The sequence below is a fragment of the Streptomyces sp. NPDC047002 genome (assembly GCF_040704505.1).
GTDB lineage: Bacteria > Actinomycetota > Actinomycetes > Streptomycetales > Streptomycetaceae > Streptomyces.
In genome coordinates this window covers 19,143-39,998 of record NZ_JBEYWC010000023.1, presented here as the reverse complement: position 1 = coordinate 39,998, position 20,856 = coordinate 19,143, and the positions used below count along the sequence as shown (strand labels likewise).

The window sequence follows — 20,856 nt, the reverse complement described above, 5'->3', positions numbered from 1 at the left end:
CCCAGTCGTGATCGCAGTCGTCCGCGCTGAGGGTGTGCCACATGGTGATGTCCTTCTTTCGGTGGTGGGTTGTCTCGCCTGGCGGTCCAAGGGGGTTGAAGCCCTCGGTGGCGGGCCGCTCGTCGGCCGCAGGCGATCCGGCGGACGGCCGTGGTTCACCCCGAGGGGTGAGCCTCACCAGAGGAGCGGGGTTCCGCAGGTGGTGCAGGGCAAGGTGTTGGCGACCCAGAGGTGGAAGCTCTTGTCCTTTGGGTCGCACTCCCAGATGCGGGTGGCCACGCCGGGGCAGCCGGGTTTCGAGCAGGGCACGTACTCGGTGTCGGTGGTGTCCACTCCGCTTCTCTCCTGGTCGCTTGTCGTGAGGACCCCGCCCCGGGCGGCGACTGCCGTGCAGACGCCCGGGGCGGGGGTGTTGGGTGCTCCGGCTGAGAGCGGGGCGCGCGGTCGGCCGGAGCAGGGCCCCGCGCGCGTCCGATCCGTCGGCGGGCGCGCGCGAGGCGGTCAGGGGCCTACCGGCCGGCGTACGGCGAGTAGGAGTACGAGCGCGGAGGGCGCGGCCTGGTCGGGCAGCCGTCCCGGTGGACGGTCGCGGAGCCGTCGGCGCCGCTACCGCCGTCGACCTGGACGGCCTCGGCCTGCCCGTGGGGGATGAGGCCCCCGCACCGGTCGCAGCGGGTTGGCGGCCGTGCGCGGCCCATCTGGATGTCGAGCCAGTCCTGCAACGGCATCTCGGACGCAGCGACGAGGCGGTGCTCCTCGCGGCATGCCTTGCAGGTATACAGGCCGAGGCCGGGTGGCTCCACCACGTGGATGAGCTCGGCGTCGTCCGCGGGGCCCTTGTGCCAGGAGCACCAGGTCGGGCACTCGATCACGAGTCGGCCCTCACACACGCGGGGTGGGCCCGGAGGAAGAGGCGCACACCGTTGGCGTCGTGACGGGGCTCGATGGGGACAGCGGTGCGCGTCGACACCTGCCGGTCGCAGTACGCGCAGGAGCCGCCACGGCGCTGCTCGCTGGTCAGGTCCTTCAGCAGCAGGGGCGGTGCTGCTCTCATGTCTCCACTCCCACCAGCCGTGGTGAGAGCAGCGCTGCCAGGCGGTCTCGGAGGTTCTCTGCCTCGTCGCGGGAGAGGACGAGCGGGACGCCGGCCTGCGGCTGGTCCAGGGAGTACAGCACGACCGGCACTCGCACTTCGCCGGTCTGCTGCTCGATGCTCGGTAAGGCACCGCGCTGCGGTGAGACGTGCGATGCGGGCGACACAGTGACGGCCCCTTTCGTTGACGGGCCGTCACCGTAGGCGTCTTCCCCGCGGGGAAGAGGGACAGCTTGTCCCCCTGTCCCAGCCTGTCCCTCTTACGCGGTGGAGACGCCGACCGCTTCGCCGAGCCGTGCCGCCTCGCCGCGCAGCGCGCGGGGGGCGTTGCGCCACAGGTCTGCCGCGACGGTGCGCGCCGAGGGGGTGTAGGCCACGGTCTCGGCGCCGATGCGGTGGGCGAGCTGCATCACGTGTAGGGCGGCCGTTCGGTCGCCGCGCTGGAGGTGCCCGCGGGCGACCTCCACCCACAGGCGGGCTCGGCGCTCGGTTGAGGGCATGGTGTCGGGGTCGATGTCGTCGGCGAGCGAGAGCGCGCGCTGCGAGCGCTGGAGGTCTGTCGCGACGCTGACCGCGTGGAAGTCGACGTTCGCTCGTCCGAAGACCGTGGACGGGTGGACGTAGGCGGCGGGCAGGGACTTCGCGACCTGGTCGCCGCGGTCCCAGTACCGCCATGCCTCGCCATCGCGGCCGTCGCGCGCGCAGGTGACGGCGGCGTGCAGCTGGAGCGCGCCGTACACGCCGCGCCAGTCGTCCGGCGCGCCGTCGAGATGCGGGCGGATGAGGTCGGCGGCCTCGGTCACCACGCGCAGCGTCAGCTGTTGCCGATGACGAACGTTCGAAGCTCATGGCCGCCCACCGGAAGCGCGAGCCCTTCGATATCGAACTGGGTTTGCCAATATCGTGGTCCTCGAAGGCAGCCGAGGTGAATTGGTTCCAGTTCGCGGTCGAGTGCGTCGACTGGAAATGGCCGCGCGCTTCCGGCAACACCCGCAAGAACATGGCGAAGGCGTTGACGCCCGCGATCATCGCCTTGCTGCGTACGCCTCCGCCGGCCTACTTCGAGCCTGTGAACGTCCGCACGGCACTGCGGGAGTACGCCTTCAACGCCAACCGGCGCAACAAGCCCGTCCCCGATGAGGTCCAGACGATTCTCGACTGGATCGAGCGCAACTCCCTCCCGATGAGCGCCTGGAAGAAGACCGAGAACGTCGACAAGGTCGTCACGGCGCTCAGTACCCGCCTGGACGGCACCGCGGCGGCCGCCAGCTCGGTCGCCCGCAACGACCGGATCATGAACCTGGTCATGGGATACGCGATCAGGCACAACTACCTGAAGGTCAATCCGTTCCCGAAGGGTAAGGGAGTGCGCACCGCTCTGAAGGTGGCTCAGGCCATCGACAAGCGATGCCTCCTCAACCGTGACCTGGTCGCAGAAATGCTGGACTGGATAGGTAAGCGTCCACGACGAGGACGTTTGTACCGGGCCTTTTTCGCGACCCTCTACTTCGCGGGTCTGCGCCCCGAAGAAGCTGTCGGCCTCCGGGTCGGGGACGCGACGCTGCCGGAAGCGGGCTGGGGTGAGTTCGTCGTCCATGAGGCCCAGCCTGAAGTCGGCAGCCAGTGGACCGACACGGGCGAGGTTCACAAGGAACGGGATCTCAAGGGCCGAGGCGAAGGCGACACGCGTACCGTCCCCATCCACCCCACCCTCGTCGCGATCCTCCGAGAGATCATCGAGGAGTACGACCTCAAGCCGGCCGACCTCCTCTTTCCTGGGGAGAAGGGCGGCATGCTCGCGGGATCCGTCTTCCGGCGCGTCTGGGTTAAGGCCCGCGAGGCGATCCTGTCCGAGCACGAATTCAGGACGCCGACCGGCAAGCGCGTGTACGACCTGCGTCACACCTGCCTCACAACCTGGCTCAACAGCGGCATCCCGCCAGCCCAGGTCGCCGAATGGGCGGGCAACAGCGTCCCCGTCCTGTTGGCGATCTATGCGCGCTGCATCGTCGGCCAACTGGACAACTACCTCAAACGGATCGAAGGTGTCCAAGACCTCCCGAAGGTGGTTGCGTGAAGAGCGGCCCCGGAACCCGGCGAAGAACGGGTTCCGGGGCCGCTTCGCTGTGCACGGGAGGGTCTGGAGGTGCTCCCCAGGGCCCTCATTCTGTGGGACGTATGTGGGATGATCACCCGTAGAGAGCCGGTTTTGACCGGTGCCAGCCGGACTCGGGCCCCAGCGGAGGGGGAGAGTCCGGTTTACCTCGGATGATCATAAAGTGCAGTCTGACCTGCGGAAACGTCGTGCATCTGACGTGATGTCGGTGGCGCCCCCGGCAGGACTCGAACCTGCGGCCAAGCGCTTAGAAGGCGCCTGCTCTATCCACTGAGCTACGGGGGCCGGGTCGTGCTCGGCCGGTCCTGGGACCGGCCGGGTCAAGGATAGGGGTGACCCCGCCTTGGCCCGAGTGCTTCACCTGCGTGGCACGTTGTGGAGGTTCAGTGAAGCGAACCGATAATCGCAGGCGATTCCCGATCGCGCAGCGGTTTTTGCCGTCCCTGCCCCGGCTGTTGTGCACTCGTTATGCCTGCGCCACCCCCGCCCCTTCTGTCCCTCCGGGTGACCCGTACGGTACTCCGTCGCATCCTATCGGCGCGCAGAGAGGGGTATACGCTTCAAAAACTGCACCAAATTGGGCATTCTTCGCATGTGGTGACCTTGGATGTACGGCCTGAGCTGATCGACGCACTCTCCGCACTGCGCGACCGTGTCGCCGCCGTGCGTCTCCCGCTTCCGCTGCCGGGCGCGCCCCGCGCCCGGCAGAGCAGGAGCGAGCTGCTCGCGCAGCTGGACGACTACCTGCTGCCCCGCCTCAAGGACCCGGAAGCCCCGCTGCTCGCCGTGGTCGGCGGGTCGACGGGCGGCGGGAAGTCCACGCTGGTCAACTCCCTGGCGGGGCGTCAGGTCAGCGAGGCGGGTGTGCTGCGGCCCACCACGCGTACGCCCGTGCTCGTCTGCCACCCCGACGACCATCACTGGTTCGCGGGAACGCGCGTCCTGCCGGGCTTCACCCGTGTGTGGCTGCCCGAGGACCGCGAGCAGATCCCGGCCCCGGCGCGCGGCGGCGACGCGCGGGGGGTGCTCGTCGTGGAGACCGAGCCGGGGCTGCCGCGCGGCCTCGCCCTCCTCGACGCGCCCGACGTCGACTCCCTCGTCGTCGAGAACCGGCTGCTCGCCGCCGAGTTGATCTGCGCGGCCGACGTCTGGGTGATGGTCACCACCGCCTCGCGCTACGCCGACGCCATCCCCTGGCACCTGCTGCGCGCGGCCAAGGAGTACGACGCGACGCTCGTCACCGTCCTCGACCGGGTGCCGCACCAGATGATCGGCGAGGTCTCCCGGCAGTACGCGGCGCTGCTGACGCGCGCGGGGCTCGGCGAGGTACCCCGCTTCACCATCCCCGAGCTGCCGGAGTCGACCGGTGGCGGCAGCGGGCTGCTGCCGACGACCGCCGTGGCGCCGCTGCTCGGCTGGCTCACGCACCTGGCGAGCGACCCGGCGGCCCGGCAGCAGACCGTGGTGCGCACGGCGACCGGCGTGGTGCGCTCACTCAACGCGCGCATGCCGGAACTCGCCTCCGCCGTCGCCTCCCAGCACGCCGCCACCGGACGTCTGATGAGCGCGGTGGACGACGCGTACGGCACACAGGGCGAGCGGGTGCGGCGGCAGCTCAAGCAGGGCGCGGTGCTCGCGGGGGACGCCCGTACGCGCTGGCGAGGCCATCCGCGCGACAGCACGGCGCGCGAACTGCTCGACTCGCTCGCGGAGAGCCTCGGCACGCTCCTCCAGTGCGCCGTGGCAGCCGCGGACGAGCAGATCGCCGGGGTCTGGGACCGGGAACCCGCGGCCAAGGCGCTGCTCGCGCCGGGCCGGGACGTGGAGGCCGGCGAGCGGATCGCCATGCGGGCCCGGCGCTGGCGTCGTGAGCTGGACGAACTCGCCGAGGAAGAGGTACGGGAACTCGACCGCAACGCAGCCCCCGAGCCCGAGACGGTCTCCGCGCTGCTCGCCGCGTCCCTGCTCGGCGGGCGGCGCACCCGCACCGCGGGCGAGCGGCTCGCCGAGCTGCTGGGCGCGCAGAGCGCGCTGCGGCTGCGCGACCGGGGCGCCGAGCTGCTCGCCGCGTACATCGACCGGGTCCTGCACGGGGAGCGCGACCGGCGGCTCGCCCCCCTTGAGGCGCTCGGTGTGGCGCCGGAACCGCAGGCGGAACTGATCGCCGCGCTGTCCGTACTCCAGAAGGAGACGAGGTAACCCCTGTGAGTGATCTGGTGGATGTGGCCGACGCGAACGGCCAGAACGGCGAACCGGAGCGCGGCTCCAGGCGTTCAGGCGCGGCCCGGGGAGCGGCACGCGGGGACGGGCGGCGGCGGGCAGGCGCCGGGGCGGCGCGCCGGGCCGACGGCTCGGCCCAGGCGCGGACGGCGCAGGGCGGGCCTACCGGGGGCGGCGCGGTGCCCGGGCCGGGCGCGCCGGGCTGGGACGACGGGTTGATCGCGCGCAGGGCCCGTACGCGGTCCGGTGAGAGCGGCCCCGAGGGGCTGCTCACCGGTGGCGGCGGGCACGTCCCCATCGGCAGCCCGTACGCGGGGCCCCTGCGCACGCGGCTCGACGCGCTGGGCGAGCTGGTCGGACTCTCCCGCACCCGGGTCGACGCGACCGTGCTGGCCGAGGCGGGCAGGGTGCTCGACGAGGCGTCGACGCGGCAGCGGCTCTCCTCACGCCACACCGTCGTCGCGATCGCGGGCGCCACGGGCAGCGGGAAGTCCACGCTGTTCAACGCCCTGGCGGGGGTGCCGATCTCCGAGACCGGCCTGCGCAGGCCGACCACGGCGGCGCCCATCGCCTGCGTCTGGTCCGACGGCGCGGCCGGACTGCTCGACCGGCTCGCCATCCCCGGCAGGCTGCGCCGCAAGCCCCTCGCGGGCGGCGACGGCGACGAGGAGCTGCACGGGCTCGTCCTCGTCGACCTGCCCGACCACGACTCCGCGGTCACCGCGCACCGCGACCAGGTCGACCGCGTGCTCGGCCTGGTCGACGCGGTGATCTGGGTCGTCGACCCGGAGAAGTACGCGGACGCCGCGCTGCACGAGCGCTACCTGCGGCCGCTCGCCGGCCACGCCGAGGTCACCTTCGTCGTGCTCAACCAGGTCGACAGGCTGCCGGGCGAGGCCGCGGAGCAGGTGCTCGACGACCTGCGCAGGCTGCTCGACGAGGACGGCATGGCGCTCGGCGAGTACGACGAGCCGGGCGCGACCGTGCTCGCCGTCTCCGCGCTCGGCGGCCAGGGCATCGGCGAACTGCGCGAACTGCTCGGCCGCTTCGTGCAGGAGCGCACGGCCGCGGAGCGGCGGCTGGCCGCCGACGTCGCGGCCGCGGCGGGCCGGCTGCGGCCGAGCTACCTCGCGGACGGGCGCCCCGGCCTCGGCGAGCGCTCGCGCGAGCAGTTCAACGACCGGCTCGCCTGGGCCGTGGGCGCGGTCGCCGCGGGCGAGGCGGCGGAGCGCGAGTGGCGCAGGAACGCGGGGCGCGCCTGCGGGACGCCGTGGCTGCGGCTGTGGCGGTGGTACGAGCGCACGCGCACGCCGGGCGCCGAGGCGCCGCAGGAGCCGCTGGTGGTCGAGGAGGAGGCCACGGCGCGCCAGCGGGTCGAGCAGGCGGTGCGTACCGTCGCCGACGAGGCGTCCACCGGGCTTCCCGCGCCGTGGGCGCACGCCGTGCGCGAGGCGGCGGTGCGCGGCGCCGACGGGCTGCCGGAGGCGCTCGACGACCTTGCGGCCACGGCGGCGGCGCCGAGTGCCCGGCCGCCGCGGCCCGCGTGGTGGCCCGCAGCGGTGCTGGCGCAGGCGTCGATGACGCTGCTCCAGATCTTCGGGGCGCTGTGGCTGCTCGGCCAGATCGTGGGCGTCGTACCGCCCGGGCTGCTGCCGCCCGCGCTGATCATGCTCGCGGGCATCGTCGGCGGCCCGGTGGTCGAGTGGGCGTGCGCTGCCGCGGCGAAGGGGCCCGCGCGGCGGTACGGGCAGGACGTCGAGCGGCGGCTGCGGGAGACCGCCGCGGGCTGCGGGCGTGCCCGGGTGCTCGATCCGATCTCGGCGGAGCTGATGCGCTACCGGGAGGTACGGGAGCAGTTCGCCGCGGTCTCGGGCGTGGGGACCCTGCCGGGGAACGGGTTCGCGGGCGGCGCGCTGCCGGGCGCCGGGCTCGCAGGGACGCGTGGCGCGGGCGCGGGCAGGCGGGGGTCTCGCTCGTCCGGGTGACGGGGTTTTCCACAGATGAGGTCCCGTCGGGGCGGGTGGCGGCAGGTTGTCCACAGGCCCCGGCGGGATCGCGGCGTCTGGGCCACTCTGAGTGCGGGAGCCGGCGGTGGTGCCGGTGCCGGTTTCTGTTCCGGTGCTGGTTCCTGCTCCGGTATCGGGCAGGGCTGACCGCCGGTCGGTGGCAGCCGAGGTGTGCATCAAGGGGAGTTCGGGGGAGGGGCCGACATGACGGAGACGACGGTGACCCTGGTGGGGAACGTGGCGACCGGGGTGGAGTTCAGGGAGTCGCCGACGGGCGGTGTGGCGCGTTTCCGCTTCGCCGTTCCGGTACGGCGGTGGGACAGGGCCAAGGGGGACTGGACGGACGGGCCGACGAGCTTCTACACGGTCTGGGCCTGGCGGGCGCTCGCCGCCAACCTCGCGGCATCCGTGTCGGTCGGCGAGCCCCTCGTCGTCCAGGGCAGGCTGCGGGTCAGGGAAGAGGAGAGGGAGGGCAGGCGCAGGACGTTCGTGGACATCGAGGCAGCGGCCGCGGGCCACGACCTCGCCCGGGGCACCTCGATGTTCCGCAGGGTCGCCCGCGGCGGCCCGGGCCGGGTGGCGCCCAGTCAGGGTGAGGCGGTGGCGGGCCTGCTGGCGAGGGCGGGCGGAACGCGCGAGCAGGGGCACGACCCCTGGGCCGCGCCCGCAGGCGCGGGGGCCGCTGTCGCCGCGGGCGCCGGCTGGGGGGCCGCCCGTGCGGAGCCGGTCCGGGAGCCGCGGGAGGAGGCCGTTCGGGAACGGGAGCGGGAACCCGCGCGGGAGCGGGAGCGCGTGCCGGCGCGGGTGCGGCAGGGAGGGCAGCGACAGGAGCAGTTGTGGCCGGAGCCCGGCTCCGAGCCGGAGTCCGCGTCGGAGCCGGGGGCGTTGGCGCCGGCGCAGGAGAGCGCACACCCGAGAGCGGGGGCCGAGCCCGCACCGGGGCCGGAGGACGAGCCGCGACCCGGGGCGGAGGGACCACCCAGACCCGGGGCGGTGGGGCCGCCAAGAGCGCGGGCGCGGGGGCGGGGCAAGCGGGCGGTGGCGGAGGAGCCGGCGGTCGGCGTGGCGGCGGGCTGACGCCGGGGCGCGCGGAGCGGTGCGAGGGAGGGGAGCACGAGGGGAGGGGGAGCGCGGAGACGCGGGACGCGCGAACGACGGCCGCGAAACATCGACTTGCCGACAAAACCAGGGCGTTCGCGCTGGTCATTCCTGTGACACGCCGCTCGGCCGGTAACGATTGCGATTCGGTACGGCCGCCCGGACACGGGAGAGTCATTCGCCGGATTCGCCCTCCCTAGGATTCCAGTGGTCCACGAGCCCGCACCAAGGGGTTCCGGGCGAAGGGGAATTCGGTGCTCTCTGTCATACCGGCCGCATCCGCCATATCGGCCGCATCCGCGCGAAGGTCCGGCCCGGCCGGTGCGTACGGCCCGTCCCGTCTCGCCAGGCGCGGCGCGGTACGCCCGGCCTCGGCTGCCCTCGTCGCGGGACTGCTCGCACTGGGTGCCGTGGCCGGCGCAGGAAGCGCCGCCGCGGACGACTACGCCCTCCAGCGCACCGGCGGCGCGTCGGCCACGCTCGACGGCCTCGACGTGCACGCGGGCGCCGTCCTGCACACGAAGGACGCCGACGGGCGGGCGGTCGACCAGCCGCTCGACGCCGGCCTCTCCGAGATGAACGTGGACGGCGGCGGCAAGCTCAAGACGTACGGCGTCGACATCGACAACCCCGTCCAGGACGAGGCGAAGTACGTGGAGACGCCCTGGGCGCAGACCTCGCTCGGGGCCAACCGGAGCGCGGGGAAGATCCTCTGGATACTGCACCACTCCTATCCGCAGGTCGATGACCTCTCCGCGCTGGCCGGCTCCGCCAGGACCGGCGCCCTGACCGCGCAGACCGCAGCGGCGGGGACGCAGGTGGCCATCTGGCGCCTCTCGGACGGCGCCGACGTGGACGCGGCCGACCCGCAGGCCGAGCGGCTGGCCGACTGGCTGGGGAAGCACGCCCGCACGATGGCAGAGCCGCAGGCGTCGCTCACCCTCACACCGGGCGCGGTCTCCGGCCCCGCGGGGCAGCCGATCGGCCCGGTCACGGTCAGCACAGGCGCGCAGAGCGTGACGGTGGCGCCGCCCGCCGACGAGAGCGGGAGCGGGAGCGGGGTCAGGGTCACCGACGCGAAGGGCCGGACGCTCACCACGGCGAAGAACGGCACCAAGCTGTACTTCGACGTGCCGGTCCGCACCGGGCCCGGCGCCCAGAACGCCGGTACGGCGCGGCTGACCGTGCAGGCCACGGCGTCCGTGCCGGTCGGCAGGGCGTTCGCGGGCGTCGACAAGAGCCAGACGCAGATCCTCGCGGGCGCGAGCGACTCGACGGTCTCCGCGACGGCGTCCGGCACCTGGGCGCCGGACGGCGCGGCGGCGACGCTCACGGCGCGCAAGGACTGCGACAAGGGCGGCGTGGACATCACGGCGGCCAACATGGGCAAGGGAGTGTTCCGCTTCACGGCGGGCGGCGAGCCGGAGACCGTGGCGGCGGGCCGGGCGAGGACGGTGACGCTGCCGGTCTCCGAGGACCAGCGGTACGACCTCGCGGTCACCGGCGACCACGGGTTCCTCCAGCAGTTCTCCGGCACGCTCGACTGCCGGACCACCAGCGCGGCCCCGGACGCCGACCAGGGCGTCTCCACCATGAGCGCGGCGTCCGTCGGCGGGACGGCGGGCGGCGACACCACGGACCTCGCGAGCGAGGGCCTCGCGGAGACCGGCTCGTCCAGCGCGACCCCGGTGTTCGCGGGCATCGCCATCGCGCTCGTGGTGATCGGCGGCGGCGTGATCTTCGCGGTCCGCACCCGCAGGACGGGCCTCGGCACGGCCGACTGACGCGGCCGGCCACCGGTCCCGCCGGGCGGCCTCGCGGGCCCCTGGGGGCGTCCGCGGGCCGTGCCGGAGGTGGGCGTGGGCCGTACGCGGGCGGTTCCGGGGCCGTACGCGGACCGTACGCAGGCCGTGCCGGGGGCGGGCGCGGGCCGCAGGCGGGGGCGGGTGCCGGGAAAAATCTCGGAGAAAATCTCCGCGGCGTTGAACGGCGGCCGCCGTCCGTCCGTATTTCTGGGCGGAACGGGTGGCCTGGCGGGGCCACCCGTTCCGCCTTTGCCCGGGCCCGGCGGGGGTCAGGTACCGGCCCCGGCGCAGGCCCGGTGCGAGCCCCGGCAAGGGTGGGCGCAGGTCAGGCGGGGGCCCGGCGCGCGGGCGCGGGGGAGTGGCCGAAGCGTGGGCGTACTGGTTTTCGCCGGGGGATGGACGGCTGGCAAGATGGGGTGTATCTGCCCTCACGCGGCGGAGCCGCACATTGGCCCTTCTCGATTGCCGGACGGTTTCTCTTGGCTGAGTACATCTACACGATGCGCAAGGCGCGCAAGGCGCACGGCGACAAGGTCATCCTCGATGACGTGACGCTGAGCTTCCTGCCGGGCGCGAAGATCGGTGTGGTCGGTCCGAACGGCGCCGGCAAGTCCACCGTGCTGAAGATCATGGCGGGCCTCGAGCAGCCCTCGAACGGCGACGCGTTCCTCGCGCCGGGGTACAGCGTCGGCATGCTGCTCCAGGAGCCCCCGCTGGACGACTCCAAGACGGTCCTCGAGAACGTCCAGATGGGCGCGGCGGAGATCATGGGCAAGCTCCACCGCTTCAACGAGGTGGCCGAGCTGATGGCGACGGACTACTCCGACGCCCTCATGGAGGAGATGGGCAAGCTCCAGGAGGACCTCGACCACGCCAACGCGTGGGACCTGGACACCCAGCTCGAACAGGCGATGGACGCGCTGGGCTGCCCGCCGGGCGACTGGCCCGTCACCAACCTCTCCGGTGGCGAGCGCCGCCGTGTCGCGCTCTGCAAGCTGCTGCTCGAAGCCCCCGACCTGCTGCTCCTGGACGAGCCCACCAACCACCTGGACGCCGAGTCCGTGCAGTGGCTGGAGCAGCACCTCGCGAAGTACGCGGGCACCGTCGTCGCCGTCACCCACGACCGGTACTTCCTGGACAACGTCGCCGGCTGGATCCTGGAGCTCGACCGCGGCCGCGCCATCGGGTACGAGGGCAACTACTCCACCTACCTGGAGACCAAGCAGACCCGCCTCAAGGTCGAGGGCCAGAAGGACGCCAAGCGGGCCAAGCGCCTCAAGGAGGAGCTGGAGTGGGTCCGCTCCAACGCCAAGGGCCGGCAGGCCAAGTCGAAGGCGCGCCTCGCCCGGTACGAGGAGATGGCGGCCGAGGCCGACAAGATGCGGAAGCTGGACTTCGAGGAGATCCAGATTCCGCCGGGCCCGCGCCTGGGCAACGTCGTCGTCGAGGTCGAGCACCTGGCGAAGGCGTTCGGTGAGAAGGTCCTCATCGACGACCTGTCGTTCACGCTGCCGCGCAACGGCATCGTCGGCGTCATCGGTCCCAACGGCGCGGGCAAGACCACGCTGTTCAAGATGATCCAGGGCCTGGAGACGCCGGACTCCGGCTCGATCAAGGTCGGCGACACGGTCAAGATCAGCTACGTCGACCAGGGCCGCGCCAACATCGACCCGAAGAAGACGCTGTGGGCGGTCGTCTCCGACGAGCTCGACTACATCAACGTCGGCCAGGTCGAGATGCCGTCCCGTGCGTACGTGTCCGCGTTCGGCTTCAAGGGTCCGGACCAGCAGAAGCCGGCAGGCGTGCTCTCCGGCGGCGAGCGCAACCGGCTGAACCTCGCGCTCACCCTCAAGCAGGGCGGCAATCTGCTGCTCCTCGACGAGCCCACCAACGACCTCGACGTCGAGACGCTCTCCTCCCTGGAGAACGCGCTCCTCGACTTCCCCGGCTGCGCCGTCGTGGTCTCCCACGACCGGTGGTTCCTCGACCGGGTCGCGACGCACATCCTCGCCTACGAGGGCAACTCGAAGTGGTTCTGGTTCGAGGGAAACTACGAGTCGTACGAGAAGAACAAGGTGGAGCGGCTCGGCGCGGACGCGGCCAGGCCGCACCGCGCCACGTACCGGAAGCTGACGCGCGACTGACATGGCACGCTTCCTGTACCGCTGCCCGCTGCGCTGGGCGGACATGGACGCCTTCGGGCACGTCAACAACGTGGTCTTCCTCCGGTATCTGGAGGAGGCGCGCATCGACTTCATGTTCCGCCTGGCGCCGGGCGACGGCTCGGCGTCGTTCTCCGGCGGGTCCGTCGTCGCCCGCCACGAGATCGACTACAAGCTGCCGCTCGTCCACCGCTACGAGCCGGTCCCCATCGAGCTGTGGGTGACCGCGATCAGGGCGGCGTCGCTGACCGTCGCCTACGAGGTGAAGGACCCGGCGACCGAGGAGACGCCGGAGCGCCTGTACGTGCGGGCGTCGACCGTCGTCGTCCCGTACGACCTCGATGCGCAGCGGCCGCGGCGGATCACCGCGGAGGAGCGGTACTTCCTCCAGAAGTACCTGGACGACGAGTGACGAGCAGGGACGGGGTGGGAGCCCTCGTGGGAGTGTCCGGTGACGACGCGGGCGCCGCGCCAGGCGGTGGGGCGCTCGGCACGCTGCGCCTGGCCGACGCGGGGGAGGCGGCGGACCTCGCCGCCTTCCTCGGGCGCCTGCTGCACTACGACAAGGCGGCCGCTGTACGGCTCCAGAGCGGGAGCGGCGCGCTCGCCGTGTTCGGGCGGCCGCCCTCGTTCGAGGTCATCGCGGTCCGTACGGTCAGGCTGCGCGCGCCGCGCGCTGCGGACGGCGCCGCCGCTGCGCGGGACGCGCTCGATGCGACGGTGTCCGCGGGCGACCTGCTGGAGGGCGTCGCCGAGGGGCCGGCCGAGGTGGCCGTGCCCGCGCCTGTCACGGGCCCGCCGTGGGCCGGGGTGCTGCCGCCGCGCGGCGGCTGGCGGCCCGTGCCCGGACTGCCGGGCGTCGCGCAGATGGCGCGGGCGGTGGCGGGCGCGGTCGCCGAGTTCAGGCGGCGCGACGAGGAGTTGCCCGCCGACCGGCGCACCCGGGGCGAGCGCGACCGCATCGGCCACGAGATCTGGTCGAGGACCCTCGGCGACACGGGCCTGCCGCTGCGCGCGGTGCACGCCGCAAGGTCCGTCGGCTTCCTGCGCCCGCCGGGCACGGCGGAGGGCGCGGGCGAGGCCGCGCTGTTCGCCGCGGGCGCGTGGCTGAGGCTGCGCACCGCATACGGCTCCGTCGCGGTCCGCGTGGGCGGCGCCGGCCTGAGCGCCCTCCCCGGCCTCAACATCACCCCCGCCTGACCCCCGGCTCGCCCTGGGCGTCATCCGCGCGACGCCTCCCGCCCGCACGCCCCCCGCCCGACCCGGTGGGACACGCCCGTAAGGGGGACGCGGCCAGGGGGCAGGGGCTGGGGGAACCGGTGCCCGCCTCCTGCGCGTGCTCGGGAGAGGAGGCCATACCGTACGCTTCTGCGGATGTCGGGCGGACAAGATCCAGTCAAGGCCGGTGCGCGCCGCCGGTCCTGACGGCCATACTGCTGACCGGGGTGCGCCCCGGCGTCCGCCGGGGGGCGGGCCGACACCAGGACCTGAGGGGGAAGGTCGCGTGACACAACTGCCGGACACGGCGGCGCCGCCCGCGCCGCCCGTTCAGCCGCCGCCCAGGACGCCCGCGCAGCCGCCCGGCGCGGCGCCCGGGGGCGGCCGCCGCGAGGCGTGGCGCGAGGCCGCGGTCCGCGTGCGCCGTGCGGCCCGTACGGAGCCCGGCAGGCTGCGCATCATCGGCGCCGCGCTCGCGCTCGCCGTCGTCGTGTTCGGCGCGGCCGCCGCCTGGCAGAGCGCCGACCGGTACGCCTCGGCCGACGCGGTCGTCAGCCGCGGCCAGACCGTCAAGGACACCGCCGACCTGTACGGCGCGCTCGCGGACGCCGACACGCAGGCCGCCACCGGCTTCCTCGCAGGGGCCACCGAGCCCGCCTCCGTGCAGGGCGCCTACCGCGACGACATCGCCCGTGCCGCCGGGCTGCTCTCCGACGTCGCGGAGAACACCGAGCCAGGCAGCCGCTCCGCCGACCTGATCGCCGGCATCACCAGGCAACTGCCCGTCTACACCGGCCTGATCGAGCGGGCCCGCGCGGAGAACCGCCGCGGCCTGCCCCTCGGCGGCGCCTACCTGCGGTACGCCAACGACCGGATGACCAGGCCCGGCGGCATCCTCCCGGACGCCGAGGCGCTCTACGAGGAGGAGAGCGGCCAGTTGCGCGCCGAGTCGGGCGACGCGCAGACCTGGCCGTACGCGGCGCTCGCGCTCGGCGTGCTCGCCCTGGTGGCGCTGGCCGCCGCGCAGCGGCGCAACTACCGGCACACGCACCGCGTGTTCAACCGGGGCCTGCTCACCGCGACCGCCGCCTGCACGGCCGCCGTGCTGTGGCTGGTCGCCGCGCAGGCGGTCGGCGGCCTCGGCCTCGACAACGCCGACCGGCACGGCCAGCGCTCGCTGACCGCGCTCAACGCCGCCCGGATCAACGCCCTCAAGGCCCGCGCCGACGAGAGCCTGACGCTGGTCTCCCGCGGCTCCGTCGTCGCAGCCGACGGCAGGACCGACAAGTACGAGGTCGACTTCGGCGCCAAGACGAAGGCGCTGGCCGCCGAGTTGGACCGTGCGAGGGCGCTGGCCGCGGGCACCGGGGGCGCCGGCCCCGTCACCGACGCCGTCGCCGCCGTCACCACCTGGCAGGAGCGCCACAGGCGCGGCAGCGCCGACGGGGCAGCCGGCAGGTTCCAGGACGCCCGCGACGCGCTCGACGGCCCCGGCGCCACGAGCGAGCAGGCGTTCGACGACGTCAACACCGGGATCGCCAGGGCGATCGGCTACGAGCAGCGCGAGTTCACCACGTCGGCGCGCGACGGCAGGGGCGCGCTCACCCTGGTCTGGCTCGGTGCCGCGCTGCTCGCGGTGCTCGCTGCGGTGAGCGCGATCCTCGGAGTGGGCCGCAGGCTTTCGGAGTTCAGGTGAGAGGGGGAACCATGGGTTCCGCGTCCGGCAGGTCCCGTGCGAGGGGCCGCCTCACCGCGGTCGGCGCCGCCTGCGCCGTGACCGCCGCGCTCGTCGCCGTCCCCCTCGTGCAGCACGAGACCCGGCACGAGACCCGGCACGAGGCACAGCACACGGCCCGGCGCGGGGCCCCGCACACGGCGGCGGATCCGTCGCAGGCCCAGGCCGAGCCGCAGGCGCCCCCCACCGCGCCGCACGGCCCCGGCGGCGCCCGGCAGGCCACAGCGAGCACCGAGCCCGCCGCGCCCTCCCAGGAGGAGACGTGCCCGAGCACCGGGCAGCCGGCCCAGGCCAGCGTCCCGGCGTCCAAGGCAGGGGGGCCGACCATCGACGCGATGCTCGCGCGCAAGGGCGACGACCGCAAACTCGTCGTCGGCGTCGACCAGAACAGCTACCGGTGGGGCTATCTGAACCCGGCGACCGACCAGTTCGAGGGGTTCGACATCGACCTGGCGCACGCCATAGCGAAGAACATCTTCGGGGACGCCGACGCCGTCACCTTCAAACCGGTGTCCACGGCGGAGCGCACCACCGCCCTCGCCAACGGCTCCGTCGACCTCGTCGTGCGCACCATGACGATCGCCTGCAACCGCCTGGACCAGGCCGAGTTCTCCACGGCCTACTTCACCGCGGGCCAGCAGGTGCTGGCGCCCAAGGACGACTCGGGCATCACCGGCTACAACAGCTCGCTCAGCGGCAGGCGCGTGTGCACGGCGACCGGTTCGACGGCCGTGCAGGAGCTGGAGAAGGCCGACCCGTACCACGTCGTCTTCTGGGACAGGTCCAACGGCAAGGGCTACAACCCGCACCACGTCGACACCGACGACCTCAGCGTCGCCAACCAGCTCGACTGCCTGGTACGGCTGCAACTCGGCCTGGTCGACGCGGTCATCACCGACAACGCGCTGGCCGCCGCGCAGGCCGCGCAGGACCCCGCGGTCGAGCTGAAGGGCAGGAAGCCCTTCACCACGGAGTACTACGGCGTCGCGGCGAAGCCCGGCGCCGACGACCTGGTCGCCCGCGTCAACTCCGTACTGGAGCAGTACCGTTCCGGTGGGGCAGCGAGCCCCTGGCGCAGGTCGTACGACAAGTGGCTGAAGGCGGAGCTCGGCCCCTCGGCGGGACCGCCCGCCCCCCTCTACCTGGCCGGGCACTGACCCGGGCGGGCAGCGCGGCCGGCCGGCGCCGGAAGCGCGCGAACCACCCAGCACCACGAGCGGAGAGGTGATCGATGGGCGCCACGGGCCCCTTCCCCGACCCTTCGGGGACATCGCCGGGACCGGTGTTCGACCGGGACGAGGCGGACCGTGCCCTCGCTCGCCTGCACGCCGAGCACGAGGCGATAGAGACCTCACTGCTCTCCCTCCAGGACCACGCGGGCCGCAGGCTGCTCGAAGGCGCGGAGCTCACCGGCATCACCAAGACCCGCTGGGCGGCGACCGAGCAGTCGATCACCGTGCTGTGGACGTACTACGACGCCTACACCAAGGCGCTCGACGAGGCGGCCGCGCTGCGCGCCAGGCGCCGCTGGCCCGGCAGGGACGACCTGGCGGAGCTCACGGAGCGGCTGCGCGGCCCCTCCGTCACGGTCGGCGGCACGGGCGGCAGGCTCGCCGAGCACTTCACGCTCGCCCGCCTGGTCGACCGGATGAACGAGCTGTACGCCGCGTCACTCGACCTGATCGTGGCGGCGGACGCGGTGTGGTCGGCGCTGCCCGCGCGGATCGACCTGCTCGCGGCCGAGCTGCGCCGCACCCGCTCCCTCGCGCACTCCGTCGGGGTGCGCCCGGGCGAGCACCCGGCGGGCGACGACCTCGCGGAGATCACCGACGAGCTCACCGCGCTGCGCGCCGAGGTGGTGTCCGACCCGCTCGCGTACTGGCGTCCCGCGCAGGGCAGTTCGGCGCCCGGTGGCGGCACGCCCGACACCCGGCGCTACGACCGGGCGGCCCGCGCCCTGGAAGACGTGCGGCGCGAGATCGAGGCGGTGCTCGAAGTCCGCAAGGACTCCGAGGAGCGGCTGCTGCGGCTGCGCGACGTCATCTCGCGCGCGGACCGCACGCTCACCGAGGCGCGCGCGGCCCGCGGCGAGGTGCTCGCCAAGATCGCGGCGACGGAGGTGCCCGCGGTCAGCGGGCCCTCCTCGGTGCTGCACGAGCGCCTCTCGACGGCCGCCGGGTACCGCAGGAACGCGCAGTGGCACAGGCTCTCGCCCCTGCTGGAGGCGCTCGAACGGGACGCGGAGGACGAACTGCTGCGGGCCCGTGAGTCGTTGACCGCGGTCACCGCGCCGCTCGCGGTCCGCGCCGAGCTGCGCGGCCGGCTCGACGCGTACCGGGCGAAGGTGGCGCGGCTCGGCCTCGCGGAGGACACGCTGCTCGCCGAGCGGTACGACGCCGCCCGCAGGATGCTGTGGAGCGCGCCCTGCGACCTGCGGGTGGCCGAGCAGGCGGTGCTGCGCTACCAGCACCTCGCCGCCGACCTCGCGGAACAGGCGCGGGGCCGGGCGGCGGGCCAGGCGCCCGGGCAGGTGCCGGGCCAGCGGGGGCCCGCCGAGCAGTACGGGCACGACGGGGAACGCGACGGACGGGGGCAGCGGGGATGACGACGGGGGAGACGGGAGGCGCGGCGCGGGTACCGTGCCAGCGGCCTGACTGCGACGGCGCGTACGAGGACGTGGGCGGGGGCGAGCTCTACTGCGACATCTGCGGCCTCGCGCCCGTCGTCTCGCCCACGGGCGCCCTCTCCTCCCCGCCGACCGGCCTCGCCGCCGCAGGCGCGGGCGGCCCCACGGCGGGCGGTCCCACGGCGGGACAGGCAGGACCCGCGGGGCCGCCGGCGGCCGGATCGGCGGGCGCTTCCGGATCCGCAGGGTCCGGCGGACCCACCAGGCCCACCGGACCGACCGGTTCGGCCGGTTCGACCGGTTCGCCCGGGTCCGCGGGCAGCGGCTCCTCGTCCCGGTCGGCGACCTCGCACAGGTCGGTCTCTGGGCGGCTCTCCCGGGGGCTCACGGGCGAGGCCTCGGCCAGGTCGCTCTCCGTGCTCAGCTCGGGCAGCTCGGGCGCCGTGTCGGGCCGCGGCGGGCTCGGCGCCGGCCTCGTCGCCGTGCCCGCGGTGCCCAGGCCCGACCCGCGCGACGCCGTCATGGAGCACGCCGAGGTCCCCGAGCGGAAGCGGTTCTGCTCGCGCTCCGACTGCGGCGCGCCGGTGGGCCGTTCGCGCGGCGGGCGGCCCGGCCGCACCGAGGGGTTCTGCACCAAGTGCGGCCACCCGTACTCGTTCGTGCCGAAGCTGCGCGCGGGCGACGTCGTGCACGGCCAGTACGAGATCGCCGGGTGCCTCGCGCACGGCGGCCTCGGCTGGATCTACCTCGCCGTCGACCGGGCGGTCGACGGCCGCTGGGTGGTGCTCAAGGGCCTGCTCGACACGGGCGACGCCGACGCGATGGCGGCCGCCATGTCCGAGCGCAGGTTCCTCGCCGAGATCGAGCACTCCAACATCGTCCGCATCTACAACTTCGTCGAGCACCTCGATCCGCGCACGGGCTCGCTCGACGGCTACATCGTCATGGAGTACGTCGGCGGCAAGTCCCTCAAGGAGATCGCCAACGACCGGCGCTCCCCCGAGACCGGCCGCCGCGACCCGCTGCCGGTCGAGCAGGCGTGCGCGTACGGCATCGAGGCGCTCGGCGCCCTCGGCCACCTGCACAGCCGCCACCTGCTCTACTGCGACTTCAAGGTCGACAACGCCCTCCAGACCGAGGACCAGCTCAAGCTCATAGACATGGGCGCGGTGCGGCGGATGGACGACGACGAGTCCGCGATCTACGGCACCGTCGGCTACCAGGCGCCCGAGGTCGCCGAGGTCGGCCCGTCCGTCGCCTCCGACCTGTACACGGTCGCGCGCACGCTCGCCGTGCTCACGTTCGACTTCCAGGGCTACACCAACGTGTTCGCGGACTCGCTGCCCGACCCCGAGCACATCGAGGTGTTCCGGCGCTACGAGTCCTTCTACCGGCTGCTGGTCCGCGCCACCGACCCCGACCCGGCCCGCAGGTTCTCCTCGGCGGAGGAGATGGCCGAGCAGTTGACCGGGGTGCTGCGGGAGGTCGTCGCGCTCCAGACGGGCCGGCCGAGGCCCGCGCTGTCCACGCTGTTCGGGCCCGAGGTGCGGGTCGCGGACACCCGGCTGTTCGCCGAGCTCAAGGACGACGTGTCGCTGCTCGGCGCCCGCAGCGCGGTCTCCCGCAGGGCCCGCAGGGCGGCCCGGGCGCAGGCCCCCGCACCGGCCGCGCACGCCGGGTCCTCGGGCGTCGCGTGGGCGGACCCCGCGATCGCGGCGCTGCCGCCCGCAGGGGCGGGTCCCGGCGTGCCCGCGCAGCGCGGCCCGCTGCCCGCGCCGTACGCGGGCGAGGCGCGGGGCGGCGCGCGCGGCGCGGTCGCCGAGGCGCTGCGGCTCGTCCCCCTCGACGTGCGGGCGACCGTCCTCGCCCTGCCCGTGCCCCGGGTCGACCCTGGCGACCCGGACGCCGGGTTCATCGCGGGCCTGCTCGCCACGTCCGCGTACGGCGAGCTGATCGCCGCGCTCGACGTGGCGAAGCGGCAGACCTCGGGCGACGCGACGGAGGTGCGGCTGCGGGAGGTGCGCGCCCATCTGGAGCACGGCGACACCGCCGCGGCGGGCGCCGCGCTCGGGGCGGTGGAGTCCCGCCACCCCGACGCCTGGCGCGTCGTCTGGTACCGGGGCCTGATGGCGCTGGCGACCGGCGACCACGCCACCGCCGCGCTCGCCTTCGACGCGGTCTACGACGCTTTCCCCGGCGAGCCCGCGCCGAAGCTGGCGCTCGGCCTGTGCGCCGAGGTGCTCGGCCAGCTCGACAACGCGGCGGAGTACTACCGACTCGTATGGGCGACGGACCCGAGCTATGTGAGCGCCGCGTTCGGGCTCGCCCGGGTGCAGCTGTCGGCGGGGGACAGGGACGGCGCCGTGGCGACCCTGGAGTCGGTGCCCGAGGCGTCCATCCACTACACGGCGGCGCGGGTCGCGGCCGTTAGGGCGCGGCTGCGCAGAAGGATCGCGGCCGAGCCGCTGCTGCCCGATCTGACCGCGGGGGCCGGGCAGGTGGAGGCGCTGCGGCAGCTCGGGCTCGACGCGGTGCGCAGGGAGCAGTTGTCGGCCGAGGTACTCGGCACGGCCCTCGACTGGGTAATCTCCGGGGGCCGGGGCGCGCGGCCCGACACGGCGGCGACCCTCCTCGGCAGCAGTCTCGACGAGCGGGGCCTGCGCTTCGGCCTCGAACGCTCGTACCGGGCACTCGCCCGGCTCGCCCAGCGCGGCGAGGAGAGGATCGAACTGGTGGAGCGGGCCAACCGTTTCCGCCCCAGGACGTGGGTGTGAAAG

16 protein-coding genes, 1 tRNA gene and 1 pseudogene are annotated in these 20,856 nt (G+C 73.9%); 12 read left to right on the top strand and 6 right to left on the bottom strand.

The genetic code is table 11. The features are described 5' to 3' along the window. Positions 1-174 precede the first annotated feature (174 nt). The 5 genes from AB0910_RS21160 to AB0910_RS21140 form a co-directional block, all read right to left on the bottom strand. Entirely contained in the window at positions 175-333 is a 159-nt protein-coding gene (locus AB0910_RS21160) for a hypothetical protein (RefSeq protein ID WP_366746142.1), read from the bottom strand. 176 nt (positions 334-509) lie between these two features. Further along, a complete protein-coding gene (locus AB0910_RS21155; RefSeq protein WP_366746141.1) occupies positions 510-872 on the bottom strand; it encodes a hypothetical protein in 363 nt (120 codons plus the stop codon). Next, positions 869-1,054 (bottom strand): hypothetical protein, encoded by a 186-nt coding sequence (locus tag AB0910_RS21150; protein WP_366746140.1) that lies wholly within the window; start codon positions 1,052-1,054, stop codon positions 869-871. The genes AB0910_RS21155 and AB0910_RS21150 overlap by 4 nt, the downstream gene beginning before the upstream one ends. Then, complete coding sequence (locus AB0910_RS21145) at positions 1,051-1,185, bottom strand: hypothetical protein (protein ID WP_366746139.1); 135 nt, start codon at positions 1,183-1,185, stop codon at positions 1,051-1,053. The genes AB0910_RS21150 and AB0910_RS21145 overlap by 4 nt, the downstream gene beginning before the upstream one ends. Before the next feature lie 168 nt (positions 1,186-1,353). Beyond that, a complete protein-coding gene (locus tag AB0910_RS21140) occupies positions 1,354-1,896 on the bottom strand; it encodes a hypothetical protein (protein WP_366746138.1) in 543 nt (180 codons plus the stop codon). A 44-nt stretch (positions 1,897-1,940) separates the two neighbouring features. Between AB0910_RS21140 and AB0910_RS21135 the strand changes: the two genes are divergently transcribed. Further along, positions 1,941-3,170 (top strand): tyrosine-type recombinase/integrase, encoded by a 1,230-nt coding sequence (locus AB0910_RS21135; RefSeq protein ID WP_366746137.1) that lies wholly within the window; start codon positions 1,941-1,943, stop codon positions 3,168-3,170. A gap of 248 nt (positions 3,171-3,418) precedes the next feature. On the opposite strand, the gene AB0910_RS21130 is transcribed toward AB0910_RS21135, so the two are convergent. Continuing rightward, positions 3,419-3,494: transfer RNA gene (locus AB0910_RS21130), tRNA-Arg, on the bottom strand. A 318-nt stretch (positions 3,495-3,812) separates the two neighbouring features. On the opposite strand from AB0910_RS21130, the gene AB0910_RS21125 reads away from it, so the two are divergent. The 11 genes and pseudogenes from AB0910_RS21125 (at position 3,813) to AB0910_RS21075 (ending at position 20,853) form a co-directional block, all read left to right on the top strand. After that, positions 3,813-5,408 carry a dynamin family protein gene (locus tag AB0910_RS21125; protein ID WP_366746218.1) on the top strand — a complete coding sequence of 532 codons (1,596 nt, stop codon included), beginning with the start codon at positions 3,813-3,815 and terminating at the stop codon, positions 5,406-5,408. Between the two features lie 200 nt (positions 5,409-5,608). Beyond that, positions 5,609-7,414, top strand: a complete 1,806-nt coding sequence (locus AB0910_RS21120) for a GTPase (protein WP_366746217.1) — start codon at positions 5,609-5,611, stop codon at positions 7,412-7,414. A gap of 225 nt (positions 7,415-7,639) precedes the next feature. Further along, a pseudogene (locus tag AB0910_RS21115) lies at positions 7,640-7,996 on the top strand (single-stranded DNA-binding protein); the annotation flags it as partial. A 947-nt stretch (positions 7,997-8,943) separates the two neighbouring features. Beyond that, positions 8,944-10,317 (top strand): LAETG motif-containing sortase-dependent surface protein, encoded by a 1,374-nt coding sequence (locus AB0910_RS21110; RefSeq protein WP_366746136.1) that lies wholly within the window; start codon positions 8,944-8,946, stop codon positions 10,315-10,317. A 500-nt stretch (positions 10,318-10,817) separates the two neighbouring features. Then, positions 10,818-12,482: an energy-dependent translational throttle protein EttA gene (gene ettA, locus AB0910_RS21105; RefSeq protein WP_366746135.1), complete on the top strand. Its 1,665-nt coding sequence runs from the start codon at positions 10,818-10,820 to the stop codon at positions 12,480-12,482. Between the two features lies 1 nt (position 12,483). Then, positions 12,484-12,912 (top strand): thioesterase family protein, encoded by a 429-nt coding sequence (locus AB0910_RS21100; RefSeq protein ID WP_366746134.1) that lies wholly within the window; start codon positions 12,484-12,486, stop codon positions 12,910-12,912. A gap of 32 nt (positions 12,913-12,944) precedes the next feature. Next, positions 12,945-13,700 carry a hypothetical protein gene (locus AB0910_RS21095; protein ID WP_366746216.1) on the top strand — a complete coding sequence of 252 codons (756 nt, stop codon included), beginning with the start codon at positions 12,945-12,947 and terminating at the stop codon, positions 13,698-13,700. 304 nt (positions 13,701-14,004) lie between these two features. Continuing rightward, complete coding sequence (locus AB0910_RS21090) at positions 14,005-15,414, top strand: hypothetical protein (RefSeq protein ID WP_366746133.1); 1,410 nt, start codon at positions 14,005-14,007, stop codon at positions 15,412-15,414. An 11-nt stretch (positions 15,415-15,425) separates the two neighbouring features. Next, entirely contained in the window at positions 15,426-16,610 is a 1,185-nt protein-coding gene (locus tag AB0910_RS21085; protein WP_366746132.1) for a transporter substrate-binding domain-containing protein, read from the top strand. Positions 16,611-16,684: 74 nt separating this feature from the next. After that, positions 16,685-18,058 carry a hypothetical protein gene (locus AB0910_RS21080; RefSeq protein WP_366746131.1) on the top strand — a complete coding sequence of 458 codons (1,374 nt, stop codon included), beginning with the start codon at positions 16,685-16,687 and terminating at the stop codon, positions 18,056-18,058. Beyond that, positions 18,055-20,853: a tetratricopeptide repeat protein gene (locus AB0910_RS21075; RefSeq protein WP_366746130.1), complete on the top strand. Its 2,799-nt coding sequence runs from the start codon at positions 18,055-18,057 to the stop codon at positions 20,851-20,853. The genes AB0910_RS21080 and AB0910_RS21075 overlap by 4 nt, the downstream gene beginning before the upstream one ends. Positions 20,854-20,856: the final 3 nt, after the last annotated feature.

What these genes read in the sequence shown, in the direction of transcription:
- AB0910_RS21150 (WP_366746140.1), bottom strand. Translation starts at nt 1,054, where the DNA reads ATGAGAGCAGCACCGCCCCTGCTGCTGAAGGACCTGACCAGCGAGCAG.
- AB0910_RS21135 (WP_366746137.1), top strand. Translation starts at nt 1,941, where the DNA reads ATGGCCGCCCACCGGAAGCGCGAGCCCTTCGATATCGAACTGGGTTTG.
- AB0910_RS21100 (WP_366746134.1), top strand. Translation starts at nt 12,484, where the DNA reads ATGGCACGCTTCCTGTACCGCTGCCCGCTGCGCTGGGCGGACATGGAC.
- AB0910_RS21085 (WP_366746132.1), top strand. Translation starts at nt 15,426, where the DNA reads ATGGGTTCCGCGTCCGGCAGGTCCCGTGCGAGGGGCCGCCTCACCGCG.
- AB0910_RS21080 (WP_366746131.1), top strand. Translation starts at nt 16,685, where the DNA reads ATGGGCGCCACGGGCCCCTTCCCCGACCCTTCGGGGACATCGCCGGGA.
- AB0910_RS21075 (WP_366746130.1), top strand. Translation starts at nt 18,055, where the DNA reads ATGACGACGGGGGAGACGGGAGGCGCGGCGCGGGTACCGTGCCAGCGG.